The organism is Paenibacillus sp. YYML68 (assembly GCF_027923405.1).
Lineage (GTDB): Bacteria > Bacillota > Bacilli > Paenibacillales > NBRC-103111 > Paenibacillus_G.
Genome location: NZ_BQYI01000001.1, coordinates 2,808,680 through 2,830,503, shown reverse-complemented (window position 1 = coordinate 2,830,503; position 21,824 = coordinate 2,808,680). Strand labels below are relative to the sequence as shown.

At 56.8% G+C, this 21,824-nt stretch carries 1 protein-coding gene (cut by a window edge); it reads left to right on the top strand.

Annotation, left to right across the window (positions count from 1 at the left end):
- Window positions 1–21,824: the 3' portion of a non-ribosomal peptide synthase/polyketide synthase gene (locus PAE68_RS12780; RefSeq protein WP_281887484.1), read on the top strand. It extends 5,521 nt beyond the left edge of the window; the window shows 21,824 of its 27,345 coding nt (coding positions 5,522–27,345); the start codon falls outside the window, past its left edge; it ends in the stop codon at window positions 21,822–21,824.

Below are 21,824 nucleotides of genomic sequence, written 5' to 3'. Positions count from 1 at the left end.
AGGCCTTGACGGATCAGAAACAAGATCTGATTCAGCATATTATGGTGTTCGAGAACTATCCGGTCGAGCTGAGCATGGAGCAGAAGAGCAGCGACGGTACGGAAAGCTTCGTCATCTCGAACGTTCGGATGAACGAGCAGACGAACTATGATTTCAACCTGTGCGTCATTCCGGCGACTGAGCTGTTAATTGAGTTCGAGTATAACGCGAATGTGTTCGACGCAAGCAGCATCGACCGGATGCAGGGACACCTGATCGGCATGCTGGAGCAAGTGACCGCTAATCCATTCGCCTCTGTCCAGAGCTTGGAGCTCGCGACAACGAATGAGCAGGTATTGCTACTCGAGACGTTCAACGGCCGTCTGTCGGACGAGTCGATCGAGTCGATGTTCCAGCATCTGTTCGAGGCGCAGGTGGAGCGAACACCAGATCATGTAGCTGTGAAATATATGAACGATGAGCTGACGTATGCACAGCTCAACACGAAGGCGAATCAGCTGGCTAATAAGCTGATCACATGCGGCATCGGACCAGAGAAGCTGGTCGGTATCTTGGCCGAGCGCTCGGTCGACCTGCTCGTTGGCGTCATGGCGGTATGGAAGGCGGGGGGCGCATACGTGCCGCTTGACCCGGACTACCCGTCCGACCGTATTCGCTTCATGCTGGAGGACAGTGACGCGAAGGTGCTGCTGTCGCAGACTCGTCTGTCTAGCCGAATCGAAGAGCTGAAGCAAGAGGGAATGGGTGTGGAGACCGTATTCCATCTGGACGATGCAGATTTGTTCGAGGGCTCTGCAGCGAATGTCAAGCGTGAGGATGTTCAACCTACGGACCTTGCTTATGTCATCTACACGTCTGGTACGACCGGCAAGCCAAAAGGGGTCATGATCGAGCACCGCAGCTTGGTCAATACGGCGCTTGCTTACCGTCGTGACTACCGACTGACGGAGTTCCCGGTTCGACTGCTACAGCTGGCAAGCTTCTCCTTCGACGTGTTCACCGGCGACATCGCGCGTACGATGATCAACGGCGGAACGATGGTCATCGTGCCGAAGGACGATCGGATCGATCCAATGAAGCTATACGGGTGGATTCACGATTGCCAGATTACGTTGTTCGAATCGACACCAGCGCTGATCATTCCATTTATGGATCATATTCACAACCATAACCTGGACATCAGCTCGCTGCGCCTGTTAATTACGAGCTCGGATAGCTGCGGTGTGACCGATTACAAATTGATGCAGGAGCGCTTCGGTGCTAGCTTACGCATCATCAACGCCTACGGCGTGACGGAAGCGGCGATTGACTCGAGCTACTACGACGAGCCGCTGAGTATTCTTCCAGCAACAGGTAACGTGCCGATTGGTAAAGCGTTGCTGAACGCTCGCTTCTATATTGTGGACAAGCAGCTGAAGCCAGTGCCAGTCGGCGTTGCAGGTGAGCTGTGTATCGGAGGTCCGGGTGTAGCCCGCGGATACTTGAACCGTCCTGAGCTGAACGAAGAGAAGTTCGTACCGAACCCGTACGTAGAAGGAGAGCGGTTGTACCGTTCCGGCGACTTGGCGCGCTGGATGGAGGACGGCAACGTTGACTTCATCGGACGTATGGACCATCAGGTGAAAATTCGCGGCTACCGCATCGAGCTCGGCGAGATCGAGACGGCCATCCTGCGCTTCGCGGGTGTTCGTCAGGCAGTCGTCATTGATCGTACCGATGAGCGCGGTCAAAAATATTTATGCGGCTATGCCGCGGCAGATGAGACTCTTGAGCTGGAAGCACTCGTGGCGGAGTTACGTCAATCGCTGCCGTCGCATATGGTGCCGTCGCGCCTGATGCGTCTGGATCGTCTGCCGTTGACGCCGAATGGCAAGATCGACCGCAAGGCGCTGCCGGTTCCGACGGAAAGTGTGCTGGCAAGCGCCGATTACGCGGCGCCGCGCACTCCGATAGAGGAGACGCTCGCTGCTGTATGGCAGGCGGTGCTTGGTGAGAAGCAGGTCGGCATACGTGACAATTTCTTCGAGCTGGGTGGTGACTCGATCAAGTCGCTGCAAGTATCGTCGCGTCTCCTTCAGGCTGGCTACAAGCTTGAGATGAAGGATCTGTTCCAATATCCAACGATCGAGGAGCTCGCTGGACGTCTACAAGCATCGACTCGTTCGGCCGAGCAAGGTGAGGTACAGGGCGAGGTGGAGCTGACGCCGATCCTGCAATGGTTCTTTGAGCAAAATCATGCCGATCCGCATCACTATAATCAGGCGCTGATGTTCCATCGCCCTCATGGCTTCGACGAAACTGCACTGCGTAAGGCGGTACAGAAGCTTGCGGAGCATCATGACATGCTTCGAACGGTCGTTCGCATGGAGAACGGTCATTACACGCTGTGGAATCGTGGAATTGCCGAAGGCGAGCTGTTCCGTATGGAGGTCGTTGAGCTGAAGGGCGTGAACGACGTCGCGGCCGCGATCGAAGCGAAGGCGAATGAGCTGCAGTCCAGCATCGACTGGCTGCAAGGTCCGATGCTGCAGCTTGGCCTATTCCGCTGCGATGATGGCGACCATCTGTACATCACGATTCACCATGCAGTTGTAGACGGCGTATCGTGGCGTATTCTGCTCGAGGATCTTGCAGCCGGGTACGACCAGGCGATGCAAGGACAAGCGATCGAGCTTCCACACAAGTCGGATTCGTTCCAGACGTGGGCGAAGCGCTTGAAGTCGTATGCGGTAAGTGCAGAGCTGTCTGGCGAGCGTGCGTACTGGCAGCAGCTGGAGCAAGCAGCCGTGCAGCCGCTTCCGAAGGACCGCCCGGCTATGGCATCGCAGCTGAAGAATACGGAGCTGCTGACCGTCGCGTTGTCCGATGAGGAGACAGACCTTCTGCTGAAGCAAGCGAGCCGCGCTTACAATACGGAGGTCAATGACCTGCTGCTTACAGCGCTTGGCATGGCCGTTCAGCAATGGTCGGGAACCGATCGCGTGCTGGTGAATCTCGAAGGTCACGGCCGCGAGCAACTCATGAGCGATGTGGACATTACGCGCACGGTTGGCTGGTTCACCAGCTTGTATCCAGTGCTCCTTGAGATGAGCGCAGCGGGTGATTTGTCGAGACAAATCAAGCAGATTAAGGAAGATGTACGACGCATTCCTCGTAAAGGTATCGGGTACGGCATTGTACGTTATCTAGCCGAGCATGCGGAAGGCGAGACGTATAAGATCAAGCCGGAAATCAGCTTCAACTATATGGGACGCTTCGATCAAGACTTCGAGCGCAGCGGCATGTCGGAGTCGCGTTATTCCTGCGGTCATCATGTGAGCCCGAATTCGGGTCTTGAGCACGCGCTTGACCTGAACGCGATCATTACAAGCGGCTCGCTGGAGCTGCTCGTTCGCTACAGTGTGGAGATGTATGATCGTTCGACGATGGAGCGGTTCGCCGATCTGTTCAAGTCGAGTCTGCAAGCGATTATAGCCCATTGCTCGGAGAAGGAGCAGCGTGAGCTGACGCCGAGCGACGTGCTGCTGAAGGGAATCAGCCTCGACGAGCTGGAACAGCTCGTGAAGCAGACGGCTTCTGTCGGCGAGCTGGAGAACGTATATGACTTGACGCCGATGCAGAAGGGGATGCTCTTCCACAGCATGCTCGATCCGCAGTCGGGCGCATATTTCGAGCAGGCCACGTTCGATCTGAACGGCAGCTTCAGCCCGGATGCGTTCGGACAAAGCTTAAATGTGCTTGTGGAGCGTCATGAGGTGTTGCGTACGAACTTCTACAGCGGTTGGAACGACCGTCTGATCCAGATCGTATTCCGCAGCCGCAAGGCGGACATGCGCATGTTCGATCTGCGCTCGGTAGCGGAGTCTGAGCAAGAGGCGGCGATGCAGCGGCTCGTTGAGCAGGATAAAGCGGAAGGGTTCAACCTCGCCGAAGGCAATCTGCTGCGCGTGACGATTATGCAGCTGAAGGATGATGCGTTCCGCCTCATCTGGAGCTTCCATCACATTCTGATGGATGGCTGGTGCATGTCGCTCATTACGAAGGAAGTGTTCGACCATTACTTTGCAATCTGTGCGGGCAAGCCTCTCCAGCTCGGCGCTGTAGCTTCGTATGGTCAATATATTGAATGGCTGGAGCGTCAAGACCGCGAGGCGGCTGTTTCGTTCTGGGGCGGATACTTGTCTGGCTATGAACAGCAGACCGAACTGACTCGTGCACAGCTGCCGAGCAAGAAGGACGGCTATGCAGCGATGCGTCTTGATTTCGAAATGAACCGCGAGCTGACCGCGCTTGCCGAGCGTACAGCCAGAGAGCATAAGGTTACGTTGAATACGCTACTGCAGGCGGTATGGGGCGTGCTGCTGCAGAAGTACAACAATCAACGCGATGTTGTATTCGGCAGTGTCGTGTCGGGTCGTCCGGCTGACATTCACGGTGTGGAAAACATGGTCGGTTTGTTCATCAACACGGTGCCAGTACGTATTCAGAGCGAGGCAGGCATGACGTTCGCCGCACTGATGGCGAAGGTGCAGGAGCAGGCGCTTGCAGCGCAATCGTTCGAGACGTTCCCGCTGTTCGAGATTCAGTCGCTGACCGAGCAGAAGCAGGAGCTCATCCAGCACATCGTTGTCTTCGAGAACTATCCGGTGGAGCAGCAGGTTGAGGAGCTGGGCAGCGAGTCCGGCGAGAGCTTCGCGATCTCTAACGTGCAGACGACCGAGCAGACGAACTACGATCTCAACCTGATTCTGATGCCAGGCGAGACGATCCTCGTGCGCATGAGCTACAACGCGAACGCGCTTGAGCCAGCAGGCATGGAACGGATGAAGGATGATCTGATTCGTATCCTGGAGCTGCTCGCTTCTCAGCCAAGCACTGTCATTGATGAGCTGAATTGGGTATCCGAGGAAGAGAAGGCGCTCGTACTGACAGCGTTCAACGCTACGAATGTGCAGTATCCGCACAGCATGACGATTCATCAGCTGTTCGAGCAGCAGGCGGAGCTTACTCCAGATCGCACGGCGCTCGTGTTCGGCGATGAGCAGCTGACGTACAGCGAGCTGAACGAGCGTGCGAACCGCATCGCGAATGCACTGCTGTGGGCTGGCGTCATGGCGGACGACACGGTAGCGATTATGGCGGAGCGTTCGATCGATATGATCGTCGGCACGATCGGAATATTGAAGGCTGGCGGCGCGTATGTACCGATTGACTCCGAATATCCAGAGGATCGGATTCGTTATATGCTGGAGGACTCCGGTGCGAAGGTCATGATCGGTCAGCGTCATCTGCTGGAACGGGTACCATTCGAAGGACAGAAGCTTGTGCTTACTGAGCTTCAATCAGCAGAAGCGCATCCGCGCAATCCGATTACGGCTGTAGGTCCGAATCACATGGCCTATATCATCTATACGTCCGGTTCGACAGGTAAGCCGAAGGGCGTTATGGTTGAACACCGCAACGTCGTACGTCTGGTCATGAATACGAACTATGCGACGCTGAACGAGCATACACGTATCCTGCAAACAGGCGCACTGGTGTTCGATGCGTCCACGTTCGAGATCTGGGGTGCGCTGCTGAACGGCGGTCAGCTAGTGCTCGTGCCGAACGACGTCATTCTGGACGGCGCGAAGCTGAAGCAGGCGATCGAGCAGCATCACATAACGACGATGTGGCTGACCGCTCCATTGTTCAACCAGCTGTCGCAGCAGGAGCGCAAGCTGTTCCCGGGCGTACAGGAGCTACTCGTGGGCGGCGATGTCCTGTCCGTGCCACATATTAATCGTGTGCTGGAGGAGCACCCGACGCTGAGCATCATTAACGGCTACGGTCCGACAGAGAATACGACGTTCTCCACGACGCATGCGATTGAGGGCATTCAGCAGGATGCGGTGCCAATCGGCAGACCGATCGCGAACTCGACTGCATATGTCGTAGACGATTCGATGAACCTGCTGCCAGTCGGCGTGTGGGGCGAGCTCATCGTAGGCGGCGACGGTGTCGCACGCGGCTACTTGAACAAGCCGGACATGACGGATGAGAAATTCATCGAGCATCCGTTCCAGCCTGGCGAGCGCTGCTACCGTACGGGCGACCTGGCACGCTGGAGAGCGGACGGCACGATTGAGTATAAGGGACGGATCGATGAGCAGGTGAAGATCCGCGGCTACCGGATCGAGCTGGCCGAGATCGAGACCGAGCTGCTGCGCACCGAAGCGGTGCGCGAGGCGGTCGTCATCGCTCGGACGGACGACAACGGCGCGAAATATTTGTGCGCATATTTCGTAAGCGAGGGCGCGATTACAGTCAGCGAGCTGCGAAGCAAGCTGTCGCAGGAGCTGCCAAGCTACATGATTCCTTCGTACTTCATGCAGCTGCCAGTCATTCCGTTGACTCCGAACGGTAAGGTGGACAAGCGCGCGCTTCCTGAGCCGCAGGCGGGTCTTGCAACAGGTACGGACTATGCGGCACCGCGCACAGAGGCTGAGAAGACGCTGGCGTCGGTATGGCAATCGGTTCTCGGTGCGGAGCGAGTGGGCATCCGAGACAACTTCTTCGACCTTGGCGGCGACTCGATCAAGTCGATCCAGGTATCGTCGAGATTGCTGCAAGCGGGCTATAAGCTGAATGTGAAGGATCTGTTCCAGTATCCGACCGTAGAGGAGCTAAGCACACGACTGCAGGTCGCTGGGCGGATGGCCGATCAGGGAGAGGCAGTCGGTGAGGTACAGATTACACCGATCATGCATTGGTTCTTCGAGCAGCAGCAGGACGTGCCTCAACACTTCAATCAGGCGGTGATGGTGTACCGCCAGAAGCGCTTCGAGGAAGCTGCGCTCAGGAAGACGCTCGCTAAGCTTGCTGAGCATCACGATGCGCTCCGACTCGTCTTCGTTGTCAATGAGCAAGGCAAATGGATGGCATCGAATCAAGCGGTGAGTGACAGCGCACTGTACACGCTCGAGGTCATCGATATGACGGGAGTTTCCAATCCGGCTGCTGCGATCGAAGCGAAGTCGAGCGAGATTCAGAGCAGTCTCGCGCTGGATGCGGGTCCGTTGTTCAAGTGCGGTCTGTTCCGCTGTGAGGATGGAGACCATCTGTTGCTCGTTATTCATCACTTGGCGGTGGATGGCGTATCGTGGCGTATCGTGATGGAGGATCTGGCAGCAGGCTATGAGCAGGCAGCGAAGGGGGAGACGATTCGTCTCCCGCAGAAGACCGACTCGTTCCGATTGTGGGCGGAGCAGCTTGCCGCCTATGCGAACAGTGTGGAGCTTGAGCAGGAGCTTCCATATTGGCAGCAGATGGCTACCGCTGAGGCAGCTCCGATGCCGAAGGACTACGATAACAGCGAGCCGACGCGTTTGACAGATACCGATACAGTGCTCTTTAACTTGAACGAGCAGCAGACGGAGCAGCTTCTCAAGACTGCGAACCGCGCCTACAACACCGAGGTGAACGATCTGCTCTTGACGGCGCTCGGCATGGCGGTTCAGCAATGGTCTGGCAGTGAGCGAGTGCGTGTCAACCTGGAAGGTCACGGTCGTGAGGATATTATCGACGATGTCGATATTACTCGTACGGTTGGCTGGTTCACGACTCAATACCCGGTTGCGCTTGACATTCCAGCTGGCGTGTCGATCGGTCAGCGTCTGAAGACGGTGAAGGAGACGCTGCGCCGCATTCCGAGCAAGGGTATCGGCTACGGTGTGCTGAAATATATGTCCGCGCATACGGACCAGGTCGCAAGCTTGCACAGCATGGCGGAGCCTGAGCTCAGCTTCAACTATCTCGGTCAGTTCGACGAGGATCTGAAGCGCAGCGAGCTGCAGTTCTCCCCATACTCCATCGGCGATGTCGTAAGTCCGAAGACGACAGTCAAGTATCCGCTTGACGTCAGCGGCATCATCGTAGGCGGTACGCTCGAGCTGTCGATTCGTTATAGCAAGAAGCAGTACCGCAAGGAAACAATCGAGCAGCTACTCGCACACCTGCAGTCTCAGTTGGTGGACGTCATTGCCCATTGTGCAGCGAAGGAGCGTCCGGAGCTGACGCCGAGCGACGTGCTGCTGAAGGGTCTAACGATGGAGGAGCTTGATCGACTGACCGAGCTTACAGCTGAGATCGGTGAAATGGAGAATGTATACGGCTTGACGCCGATGCAGACCGGCATGCTGTTCCACAGCTTGATGGATGCGCAGGCTGGCGCGTACTTCGTCCAAGCGGCGCTGGACTTGAATGGTTCATTCGATAAGCAGCTGTTCGAGAATAGCTTGAACCAGCTCGTCAACCGTCATCTGATCTTCCGCACCAGCTTCTTCACAGGCTTGACGGAGCAGCCGCTGCAGGTGGTGTTCCGCAACAAGCCGGCTGGCTTCGCCTATGAAGACATTCGCGGAATGAATGAAGCAGAGCAGGCAAGCTGGCTGGAGAGCTTCATGAAGGCGGATAAGGAACGCGGCTTCAATCTTAGTTACGATCCGCTTATGCGGGTAACGGTTGTACAGAAGGGCGATTCGTCCTTCACACTGGTGTGGAGCTTCCACCACATCATCATGGATGGCTGGTGCTTGTCGCTGCTGACAAGCGAGGTGTTCGAGGCATACTTCGCCATGCTGGAGCAGCGCGAGCCGAAGCTTGCACCGGTATCGCCGTACAGCCAGTACATCGAATGGCTAGAGAAGCAGGACCGCGAGGAGGTCGCGGCCTACTGGAACAGCTATCTGAGCGGCTATGAGTCACATACGACGCTGCCGAAGCGTCATGCAGAGCCGAAGTCTGAAGCGTACGTACCGATGAAGCGTGCCGCGCTGCTCGACAAGTCGCTGACCGAACGGATGAACCGGGTTGCCAAGCAGCATCAGGTTACGGTCAATACGCTGATGCAAGCCGCTTGGGGCGTCATGCTGCAGCGCTATAACAACAGCCGCGACGTCGTATTCGGAAGCGTAGTGTCCGGCAGACCGTCAGATATTCCAGGCGTCGAATCGATGATCGGTCTGTTCATCAATACGATTCCGGTTCGGATGGAATGTCAAGGCCGCGATACGTTCGCATCGCTTATGCACAAGGTACAGGAGCAAGCGATAGCTTCTCAGCCGTATGAGACGTTCCCGCTCTTTGAAATTCAGGCAATGACCGAGCAGAAGCAGGACCTAATTAATCATATCGTCGTGTTCGAGAACTTCCCGGTCGAGCAGGCAGTTGAACAACAGGGAGAAGGTCCGGCGCAGCCGTTCACGATTCATAATGTACGGATGGCCGAGCAGACGAACTTCGACTTCAACCTGATCGTCATGCCAGGCGAGGAGACACTGCTTCACTTCGAATACAACGCATCAGCGTTCGACGCGGATGAGATGGAACGTATGGAGAAGCATCTCACACAGCTGCTGGAGCAGGTCACTGCGAATCCACAGCTTGTCATCGATGAGATCGAGCTCGTCACATCGGAGGAAAAAGCACATCTCGTTCACGGCCTGAACGATACGCGTGCGGATTATCCGCACGACAAGACGATTCACGGCATGTTCGAGGAGCAAGCCGCACGTACACCGGAGCTGCCAGCTGTATTGTTCGAGGATCAGCAGCTAACGTACCGTGAGCTGAACGAGCGTGCGAACCAGCTTGCTCGAACGCTTCAGGCTGAAGGCGTCAAGGCTGACCAGAAGGTCGTCCTGATGGCCGAGCGTTCTCTCGAAATGATGGTCGCGATCTACGCGATTCTGAAGGCGGGCGGCGCGTATGTGCCTATCGATCCGGCTTATCCAGAGGAGCGTATCGCTTATATTCTCGAGGATTCCGCTGCACCACTGCTGCTCACGCAAAGCCATCTTCGTGATCGCTTGGCTGGTCTGGAAGCGACTTCCACATCGTCCTTCCACGGCAAGGTGCTGGATCTGAACGATGATAGCAACTATGCCGAGGATGCTTCGAACCTCGAATCGGTTGCAGGGCCTACTGACGTCGCGTACATGATCTATACGTCAGGTTCGACTGGCAAGCCGAAGGGCGTCATGGTCGAGCATCATTCGGTCATGAACCGGATTATGTGGATGCACAAGAAATATCCGATCGATGCTAGCGACACGATTATGCAGAAGACGGCGATTACGTTCGACGTATCGGTGTGGGAGCTGTTCTGGTGGGCGTTCGTCGGCTCGAAGGTATGTCTCCTGTCCGTTGGCGGGGAGAAAAATCCGGAGACGATCGTGAGCACAATCGACCGCTACGCCATTACGACGATGCACTTCGTTCCAGCGATGCTCGGCGCATTCTTAGAGCATGCGGAGCAGCAGCCTCGCGTGCAGCTTGCCCAGCAGCTGCGTACGCTGCGTCAGGTGTTCACGAGCGGCGAGGCGTTGCCGCCTCAGCATGTGGCACGCTTCCAGAAGGCGATTGCGGTCGACAATCGTGCGCGTCTGTTGAACCTGTACGGTCCAACGGAGGCGACCGTCGACGTGTCGTACTTCGACTGCGAGCCGGACGAGTCGTACCCGATCATTCCAATCGGTAAGCCGATTGACAATATTCATCTGTACATTCTGATGGAAGGCACGCTTCAGCTGCAGCCTATGGGCGTCGCTGGCGAGCTGTGCATCGGCGGAGTTGGTGTAGCGAGAGGCTACCTGAACCGTCCGGAGCTGAATGCTGAGAAGTTCGTTGCTTGTCCATTCGTCCCAGGCGAGCGCATGTACCGTACAGGTGACCTGGCGCGCTGGATGCCGGACGGCAACATCGAATATCTCGGACGGATTGACCATCAGGTGAAGATCCGCGGCTACCGTATCGAGCTTGGCGAAGTCGAGACGCAAATCTTGAACGTCGAAGCCGTGCTCGAGGCTGTTGTGATGGCACGTGAGGACGAATCAGGTCAGAAGGTGCTGTGCGCTTACTACGTTGCCGAGCGAGAGCTGACGGCAAGCGAGCTGCGCGAGGCATTAGCAGCTGAGCTACCGAGCTACATGGTGCCGTCGTTCTTCGTCCAGCTGGAGCGCATGCCGCTTAGCCCGAATGGGAAGATTGACCGCAAGCAGCTTCCTGCGCCGCAAGGCAGCGTACGCTCGGGCACTGAATACGTCGCACCGCGTACCGCAGTGGAGCGGACGCTGGTCTCGATCTGGCAGTCTGTGCTCGGTGTGAAGACCATCGGTATTATGGACAACTTCTTCGACTTCGGCGGCGACTCGATCAAGTCGATTCAAGTATCGTCCCGATTGCTGCAGGCCGGCTATAAGCTGGAGATGAAGCACCTGTTCAAATATCCGACGATTCAAGCGCTGAGCCCGCATGTGCAGACGGTAACTCGTCTTGCTGATCAGGGCGAGGTGACAGGCACTGCGACGCTAACGCCGATTCAACACTGGTTCTTCGAAGGTAGTCAGGTGGAGCCGCATCACTTCAACCAGGCGGTCATGCTGTACCGCAGTGCAAGATTCGATGAGTCCGCGCTTCGCAAAACGATGACGGCGATCGTTACGCACCATGACGCCTTGCGTGCCGTATTCCGCGAAGCGGAAGGCGGCGCAGTTGAAGCGTACTATCGCAGCGTGAAGGAAGGCGACCTGTTCGAGCTTCAGGTTATCGAGCTGCGTAGGGAGCCGAACGCCGCAGAGCGCGTCGAGCAGTTGTCCGATGCGATCCAAGGCTCGATCTCGCTGACAGAAGGGCCGCTCGTGAAGCTTGGACTGTTCCGAATGGACGACGGCGACCATCTGTTGATCGCGGTTCACCACTTGGTGATCGACGGTGTATCGTGGCGTATTGTGTTCGAGGACTTCGCAGCAGGCTACGAGCTGGCGCTGAGCGGTCAGCCGGTGAAGCTTCCATATAAGACCGATTCATTCCTGACATGGGCGGAAGGTCTGGGGCGCTATGCGGCGAGTGCGAGCGTAGAGCGTGAAGCTTCGTACTGGAAGGAGCTGGCGCAGGCAGAAGCTGGAGCGCCGCTTCCGAAGGATTTTGCCGAGGTAGAGCCGTCTACGATGTCGGATAGTGCCCTCGTCACAGTGGAATGGACGGAGGCCGAGACGGAGCTGCTGCTCAAGAAGGCACATCGCGCCTACGGCACAGAGATGAACGACCTGCTACTTACAGCGCTCGCTGAGGCGATGACGAGCTGGAGCGGGCAGTCTCGTGTGCTGGTCAACCTCGAAGGACATGGTCGTGAAGCGATCCTGCCTGAGCTTGACATTACACGGACGATTGGCTGGTTCACTAGCTTGTACCCTGTTGCGCTCGAGGCTAACAGCCATGAGGAGCTGTCGCAGCGCATCAAGCGTACGAAGGAGCAGCTGAGACAAATTCCGAACAAGGGTATTGGCTACGGCATCGTGCGGTACTTGTCGGAGGCAGGCGAAGACGCAACGCTGAAGCTCGAGCCTGAGATCAGCTTCAACTATCTCGGCCAGCTCGACCAAGACCTGCAGGGACAAGAGATTGCACTGTCCCGCTATACAGGCGGAGCATCGACAAGTCCGAAGGCTACGCTGCGCTACACGCTCGATGTGAACGGCATGATTACTGGCGGCAAGCTGGAGATGACAATTCGCTACAGCAGTAAGCAGTACCGTCAAGCTACGATTGAGCAGCTTGGCGAGCAGCTGAAGTCGAGTCTGCAGAAGCTTGTGACGCATTGCGCGAGCAAGGAGCGCTCGGAGCTGACGCCGAGCGACGTATCGCTCAAGGGTCTGACTGTGAACGAGCTTGACCGACTGGTCGCTATGACCGAGTCGCTCGGCGAGCTCGAGAACGTGTACGGACTGACGCCGATGCAGAACGGTATGCTTTTCCATAGCTTGATGGATAAGGAATCCGGCGCTTACCTGGAGCAGTCTTCGTTCGATCTGAACGGAAGCTTTAATCTCGAGGCATTCAAGCAAGGCTTCGACCTGCTGATCCAGCGTCACGAGGCGTTACGTACGAATTTCTATACGGGCTTAAGCGAGCAGGCGCTGCAGGTGGTGTACCGCAACAAGCGCAGCGAGTTCGTTTATGAAGATATTCGTCATCTGTCCGAGGACGAGTGCGCGGAGTATGTGGCGGAGTTCACGGCGCGTGATAAGAAGCGGGGCTTCGATCTGACGAAGGACAGCTTGCTCCGCATCTCGATTCTACAGACAGGTGACAGCAGCTATCGTCACATCTGGACGTTCCATCATATCGTGATGGACGGCTGGTGCATGTCGCTAGTCGCGAGCGAGGTGTTCAGCAGCTACTTCGCCCTCGCAGCAGGTAAGCAGCCGGAGCTGCCGGAGGTATCGCCATATAGTCAGTACCTCGAATGGCTGGAGCGCCAAGATCGGGATGAAGCGATCCGTTACTGGAGCGGCTATCTCGGTGACTACGAGGAGCAGACGATCGTACCGAGCGGCAAGCCGCTGGCGAAGACGGAAGGCTACATGTCCGCAAGACTCGAATTCGAGCTTGGGGCAGAGCTGACCGAGCTGATCAACCGCACGGCGAAGCAGCATCAGGTTACGGTGAATACACTCATCCAGACGGTATGGGGAATGATGCTGCAGAAGTACAACGGCTCTAGCGATGTCGTATTCGGAAGCGTCGTGTCCGGTAGACCGGCGGAAATTCCGGGTGTTGAGTCTATCGTGGGCTTGTTCATCAATACGATTCCGGTTCGCATTCGCAGCGAGGCGGACGAGCGCTTCATCGACGTCATGACGAGAAACCAGGAGCAGGCGATCGCCTCTCATGCGTTCGATACGTTCCCGCTGTACGAGATTCAGTCGCTTACTGAGCAGAAGCAGGATCTTGTGAACCACATTATGATCTTTGAAAACTATCCGCTCGATGAGCAAATGGAGCAGCTCGGCAGTGAGGAGAGCAGCAGCTTCACGATGAGCGGTGTGACGATGGTCGAGCAGACGAACTACGATTTCAACTTCGTCGTGCTGCCTGGCGAGTCGATGAAGCTCGTCTTCGGCTACAATGCGCTTCGCTTCGATCAAGCGAGCATGGAGCGTATCCAAGGTCATCTCACTCGCGTGCTGGAGCAGGTCGTGGCGAATCCAGAAGTGCGCGTAAGCGATCTGGAGCTGGTCACCGACGAGGAGAAATCGCAAATCTTCGAGCAATTCAACGACACAGCCGTTGAATCGCCGCAGCATAAGACGATTCATCAGCTGCTCGAGGAGCAGGCTAGCCGTACACCAGACCAGCCAGCGCTGTACTTTGAGGGTGAGCAGCTCACGTACCGCGAGCTGAATGAGAAGGCGAACAAGCTTGCGCGGACGCTTCGCAGCTATGGTGTTGAGAAGGATCAGCTCATCGGTCTGATGATGGAGCGCTCGCTCGACATGTTCGTCGGACTCTTCGGAATTATGAAGGCGGGCGGTGCCTATGTGCCGATCGATCCTGAATATCCGGAGGACCGCATCCGCTACATGCTCGACGACTCCGGCGCGAAGCTGCTGCTGACGCAGTCGCATCTCGAGGAGCGTGTCACCTTCGAAGGCCGCAAGGTGCTTCTGGACGACATGAGCGTGTACGACGCCGACGGCTCAAATCTGGAGCGGATCAGCAGTGCGAACGATCTGGCCTATGTCATCTACACGTCGGGTACGACCGGCAAGCCGAAGGGCGTTATGGTCGAGCATCACGGCTTGACGAACCTGAAGGTGTATTACGACGAGACGCTGCGCATCATCGAGCAGGATAAGGTGCTGCAGTTCGCAAGCTTGTCGTTCGACGCTGCATGTTGGGAAATCTTCGAAGCGCTGTTCTGCGGCGCGACGCTGTATATCCCGACGACGGCTACGATTATGAACTACAGCCTGTTCGAAGCTTATATGACTGAGCATCGCATTACGATGGCTGCCTTGCCGCCGACGTATGCAACGTATCTTGACCCGAGCCAGATGCCATCGCTGCGCATTCTGTTCACGGCTGGTTCGGCTTCGTCGAACGAGCTCGTCAACAAGTGGAAGGATAAGGTGGATTACTATAACGGCTACGGTCCGACGGAGAACTCGATTGCGACGACGATCTGGCCTGTATCGCAGGACCCATCAGCTGGAACAATCGTCTCCATCGGTCGTCCGATGCCGAATCACCGCGTCTATATCGTCGATCCGCACGGCCATCTGCTTCCGGTCGGCGTACCGGGCGAGCTGTGCGTAGCTGGAGCGGGTGTCGCCCGCGGTTATCTGGATCGCCCAGAACTGACGGACGAGAAGTTCGTGATGAGTCGATTTGCACGAGGCGAGCGGATGTACCGAACAGGTGACCTCGCACGCTGGATGCCTGACGGTAAGATCGAGTATCTCGGACGTATCGACCATCAGGTGAAAATCCGCGGATACCGGATCGAGCTTGGTGAGATCGAGGCGCAAATCTTGAAGGTAGACTTCGTGCAAGAAGTCATCGTGCTCGCTCGCGAGGACGAAACGGGTCAAAATCAGCTGTGCGCGTACTTCGTCGCAGAGCAGGAGCTGTCGATCAGCGAGCTGCGCGCAGCACTTGCCGCAGAGCTGCCAAGCTACATGATTCCGACCTACATCATGCAGCTCGAGCGTATGCCGCTTACGCCGAACGACAAGATCGATCGGAAGGCGCTGCCGGCTCCTGATGGCGCTACCCAGCGCGAGAGTACGTATGCTGCGCCGCGCTCGGAGCTTGAGCAGCTCGTCGCTGGTGTATGGCAGTCGGTGCTTGGAGCGAAGTCGGTTGGCATCCATGATAACTATTTCGAGCTAGGTGGCGATTCGATCAAGTCGATCCAAGTATCGTCTAGATTGCATCAGCTCGGCTACAAGCTGGAGATGAAGGACCTGTTCCAATATCCGACGATTGCGCAGCTGTGCCCGCATCTGCAGCAAGCAGGCAACAAGGCGGATCAGTCGGAGGTAATAGGCGCACTCGGCATGACACCGATCCAGCACTGGTTCTTTGAGCAGCAATGGCTCGAATCGCATCACTTTAACCAGGCGGTCATGCTGTACCGTGCGGATCGCTTCGATGAACAGTCGCTGCGTCAAGCATTCACCGAGCTCACAACGCATCATGATGCGCTGCGGATCGTCGTCCGCTACGAAGCAGGTGCGGAAGGGCATGCTGAAGCGAAGCCAACGGCATGGAACCGTGCGATTCGTGAAGGCGAGCTGTTCAGCCTAGAGACGGTTGATCTGCGCGAGCTGACGAGCGAGTCAGAGGTCGCCGCGGCAGTTGAAGCGAAGTCGAACGACATTCAGTCCAGCATGAGCTTGACGGAAGGTCCACTTGTGAAGCTTGGATTGTTCCAGTGTGCGGACGGCGATCATCTGTTGATTGCGATTCATCATATGGTCATCGATGGTATCTCGTGGCGTATCGTGCTGGAGGACCTCGTGACGGTCTATGAGCAGGCTGCGAAGGGACAATCGATCCAGCTGCCGAGCAAGACCGACTCATTCCGTACGTGGGCTGACACGCTTGCCCAGCATGCGAACGACGGATCGATGGAGCAGGAGCTGGCGTATTGGAAGCAAGTGGAGCTGGCGAGCTCGGCTGGCAAGCTGCCGAAGGATGACGAGTCGTTCAGCGGTCTGATCGTTGGAGAGAGCGAGACACTGAACATCGAGTGGACCACTCTTGAGACCGAGCAGCTGCTGAAGCAAGCAGGTCGCGCGTACAACACCGATGTGAACGATCTGCTTCTCACATCGCTCGGTATGGCGATCGAGGAATGGACAGGACTCGAGCAACTGCTTGTCAGCCTAGAGGGTCACGGCCGCGAGTCGATCGTGCCTGATGTAGACATTTCTCGTACCGTCGGCTGGTTCACAAGTCAATACCCGATCGTGCTGAAGACAGGAGCAGGTAAGCCGCTCGCTCAGCGGATCAAGACGGTGAAGGAGGAGCTGCGCTCCATCCCGAACAAGGGGATCGGCTACGGCATGCTTCGTTACTTGACAGATGGTGAGGGTGCCTCGCAGCTGTCGGCCGAGCCAGAGATCAGCTTTAACTATCTGGGTCAGTTCGATCAGGATCTGGAGAGTAGCGCACTGAACGTCTCGCCGCTGTCGAGTGGTCTGTCGGTCAGCAACACCACTTCGATGAAGCATTCGATCAGCATGAACGGCATCGTTGAAGGCGGCAAGCTGTCGATGTCAATCCTGTATAACGGTCAAGCGTTCCGCAAGGAAACGATGGAACGACTCGCACAGCTTCTACAGAAGAGCTTGCAGCAGGTCATCGCCCATTGTGTAGCCGTTGAGCGACCGGAGCTGACGCCAAGCGACGTGACAATGCGTGGACTGTCTGTAGAGAAGCTCGAGGAGCTCGTGCAGACGACTGCCCACATTGGCGAGCTGGAGGATGTGTACTCGCTGACGCCGATGCAGAAGGGTATGATGTTCCACAGCTTAATGGAGCCTTCGTCGAGCGCCTACTTCGAGCAGGCTACGTTCGATGTCGAAGGACATGTGGACGTCGAGCTGTTCAAGCAATGTCTCGATAAGCTTGTCGAGCGCCACGCTGTGTTGCGCAGCAGCATCTACAACGGCTGGCAAGACGAGGCCGTTCAGATCGTGTTCAAGGATAAGGCTTGCGAGTTCCGTTATCAGGATATTCGCGGCATGCATGAGGAGGCCCGCAGACCTTACGTCGATCGTTATGCGGAGCAGGATAAGGCACGCGGCTTCGATCTGTTGCACGATTCGTTGCTTCGCGTATCGATAATCCGCACATCGGATCAGGTTTGCAGCTTCGTCTGGAGCTTCCACCATATCGTGATGGATGGATGGTGCTTGTCGCTTGTAAGCGGAGAGGTATTCGGAGCTTACTTCGATCTCGTGCAAGGCAAAGAGCCCGTCTACTTGCCTGTCACGCCGTACAGCCGCTATATCGACTGGCTGGAGTCGCAGGATCAAGCAGCGGCTGCCTCGTACTGGAGTCAGTACCTGGCTGGCTACGATCAGCAGACAGTGCTGCCGAAGCAGACGCACTTAGAAGCGGTGACAGAAGGCTACAACGGTCAGAAAGCATCGGCGGTGCTGAGCGCTGAGCTATCCGCACAGCTTCATCAGGTGGCGAAGCAGCATCAGGTCACGTTCAACTCGCTGATGCAATCAGCATGGGGCGTCATGCTGCACAATTACAACAACAGTCAGGATGCGGTATTCGGCAGCGTCGTGTCCGGTCGTCCAGCGGAGATTGCAGGCATCGAGACGATGATCGGTCTGTTCATCAATACGGTTCCGGTCAGAGTGCAGGCGGAAGCTAACGAACGATTCACCGACGTCATGAAGCGCACGCAGGAGCAGGCGATCGCCTCCCAGTCGTACGACACGTATCCGCTGTTCGAGATTCAGTCGAATACAGCGCAGAAGCAAGATTTGATCAGCCATCTTATGATCTTCGAGAACTATCCGCTGGATCGTCAGATGGAGAGCATGGGCGAGCAGTCCTTTGAAATCAAAAATACGGAAATGTTCGAGCAGACGAACTACGACTTCACGTTGACGATTATGCCGGGCGACGAGATTCTGGTCGATCTCAGCTACAATGCGAACGTCTATGCACCGTCTGACATCGAGCGGATGCAGCAGCATCTGATTCATGTGCTTGAGCAAATTGTCGCGAATCCAAGCATTCCGGTGACGGAGCTGGAGCTGCTGACCGAGTCTGAGAAGACGCAAATTATGGTGCGGTTCAACGATACCGCTGCTCCATACCCGGCGCATGAGACGATTCACGGCCTGTTCGAGCAGCAAGCGGCGAAGACGCCAGAGCTGCCAGCGGTTCTGTTCGAAGGACAGCAGCTGACGTACCGTGAGCTGAACGAGCGGGCGAATCAGCTGGCGCGGACGCTGCAAGCGGAAGGTGTGAAGCGGGAGACGAAGGTCGTGCTCATGGCCGAGCGCTCGTTCGAAATGATGATCGCGATCTACGCCATTCTGAAGGCGGGCGGCGCGTACGTGCCAATCGACCCATCGCTGCCTCAAGAGCGGATCGCGTACATCCTCGAGGATTCGTCCGCACCGCTGCTGCTGACGCAATCGCATCTGCGCGAGCGTTTAGCCGGACTTGAGTCCGAGCAAGTGTTCGGAGGCAAGGTGCTTGATCTGAACGATTCGTCTGTGTATGAGGCGGATGCGTCGAACTTGACGGTCGGACAAGCGGGACCTACGAATGTGGCGTACATGATCTACACATCTGGTTCGACGGGCAAGCCGAAGGGCGTTATGGTCGAGCATCATTCGGTGCTGAACCGTATCCTGTGGATGCATAAGCAGTATCCGATTGATGCGACAGATACGATTATGCAGAAGACGGCGATTACGTTCGACGTATCGGTGTGGGAGCTGTTCTGGTGGGCGTTCGTCGGCTCGAAGGTATGCTTGCTGCCAGTGGGCGGGGAGAAGAGCCCGCAGACGATCATCGAGACGATAGACCGCTACGCGATTACGACGATGCACTTCGTGCCTGCAATGCTCGGGGCGTTCCTCGAGTACGCGGAGCAGCAGCCAAGCCTTGAGCTGACCGAGCAGCTGCGTTCGCTGCGTCAAGTGTTCACGAGCGGTGAGGCGCTGCCTCCGCAGCACGTCGCACGCTACCAGCGCACAGTCGCTGCAGCGAATCGCTCGCGTCTGATCAACCTGTACGGCCCGACCGAGGCGACCGTCGACGTATCGTACTTCGATTGCGAGCCAGATGGCCATTATCCGGTCATTCCAATCGGGAAGCCGATTGAGAATATTCATCTCTACGTCGTCAAGGAAGGTACATTGCAGCTGCAGCCGATCGGCGTAGCGGGTGAGCTGGTCATCGCAGGTGTCGGCGTCGCACGCGGCTACTTGAACCGACCGGAGCTGAACGCGGAGAAGTTCATCGACAGTCCGTTCGTCGCTGACGAGCGCATGTACCGCACAGGCGACCTTGTACGCTGGATGCCGGATGGCAACATCGAGTATCTCGGACGGATTGACCATCAGGTCAAGATTCGCGGCTATCGGATCGAGCTAGGTGAGATCGAGACGAACATCCTGAACGTCGAAGGTGTGCTCGAGACGGTCGTCATGGCTCGCGAGGACGGGTCAGGGCAGAAGCTGCTGGCGGCGTACTACGTCGCGGAGCAGGAGCTGACCGCTGCAGAGCTGCGTGAGGCGTTGTCCGCGGAGCTGCCAAGCTATATGGTGCCGACGTACTTCGTCCAGCTGGAGCGGATGCCGCTCAGCCCGAACGGCAAGATCGACCGCAAGGCGCTACCAGCGCCTGAAGGAAGCGTCAGCAGCGAAGCGAGCTATGTGGCGCCTCGCAATGAAGTGGAAGCGAAGCTCGCGACGATCTGGCAGTCCGTGCTCGGACTGGAACGTGTCGGGGTGAAGGATAATTTCTTCGACATCGGCGGACACTCGCTGCGTGCGACGACGCTGACTGCTCGAATTCAGAAGGAAATGAACGTTGCGATACCACTGCGCGAGGTGTTCCAATACTCGACGATTGAGCAGATGGCTGTCATCGTCGAAGGGATGGAGCAGGTTGCGGCCACATCGATCCCGTTCGCTCCGCGCAGAGCGTACTATCCGGTATCGTCCTCGCAGAAGCGATTGTATATCGTGAGCCAGCTGGAAGGTACAGGAATCAGCTACAACATGCCGAGCGCCTTGACCGTCGACGGTCCGCTTGACCGTGATCGACTGGAGCAAGCGTTCCGCAAGCTGATCGAGCGTCATGAGACGCTGCGGACGGGCTTCGAGATGGCGGGAGGCGAGCCGGTACAGAAGGTGTACGACCAGGTGTCGTTCAATCTCGAATATGCGAAGGCTGACGAGAGTCAGATCGAACAGCTCGCTGAGCAGTTCGTCCGTCCGTTCGACCTGAGCACACCACCGCTTATGCGTGTCGGTCTCGTCGAGCTGGCACCTGACCGTCACCTGATGCAGTTCGATATGCATCACATTATTTCGGACGGTGCATCGCTCGGTATCTTGATCCAGGAATTCATGCAGCTGTATGAGGGCATTGAGCTCGAGCCGCTGCGCATTCACTATAAGGACTTCGCCGTATGGCAACAGCAGCGTGCGGCAAGCGGCAGCTATGCCGAGCAGGAGCGCTACTGGCTGGACGTATTCGCCGGTGAGGTTCCAGTGCTCGACCTGCCAACAGACTACCCTCGTCCGGCTGTCCGCAGCCTCGAGGGCTCGCAGCTGGAGTTCACAGTGGAGCCTGAGCTGACGACGAAGCTGAGACAGCTGGCTGAAGAGAACGGCAGCACGATGTTCATGGTGATGATGGCTGCATATTCCATGCTGCTTACTAGCTACACGGGTCAAGATGATCTGGTGATCGGTACACCGATCGCAGGCAGACAGACGGCGGATGTCGAGCCGATCATCGGCGTATTCGTCAACACGCTCGCGCTTCGGGCTCAGCCTAAGGAAGAGAAGACGGTAGCTGGCTTCGTGCAAGAGCTGAAGGAGCATGCACTCAGCGCCTTCGAGCATCAGGAGTATCCGTTCGAGGATCTGGTGGAGAAGCTTAGCATCCCGAGAGATCCGAGCCGTAATCCGCTGTTCGATACGATGCTCGTTATGCAGAACAACGAGCAGGAGGAGCTGCGCGTCGAATCGCTCACCTTCAGCCGTGTCGTGACCGACTACAATGCAGCGAAGTTCGACTTGTCGCTGTATGTGGCCGAGCAGGACGATACGCTGGAGTTCAACCTCGAGTATTCGACTAAGCTGTTCAAGTCCGCGACGATGGAGAAGCTCGTTGAAGATTTCCGCAAGGTGCTCGTCTTCATGGCGGAGCAGCCAGAGAGCAAGCTGGGTGAGCTAGTGTTCAAGCAATCGTCTGACGAAGAAACGGTAGAGTTCTTGTTCTAG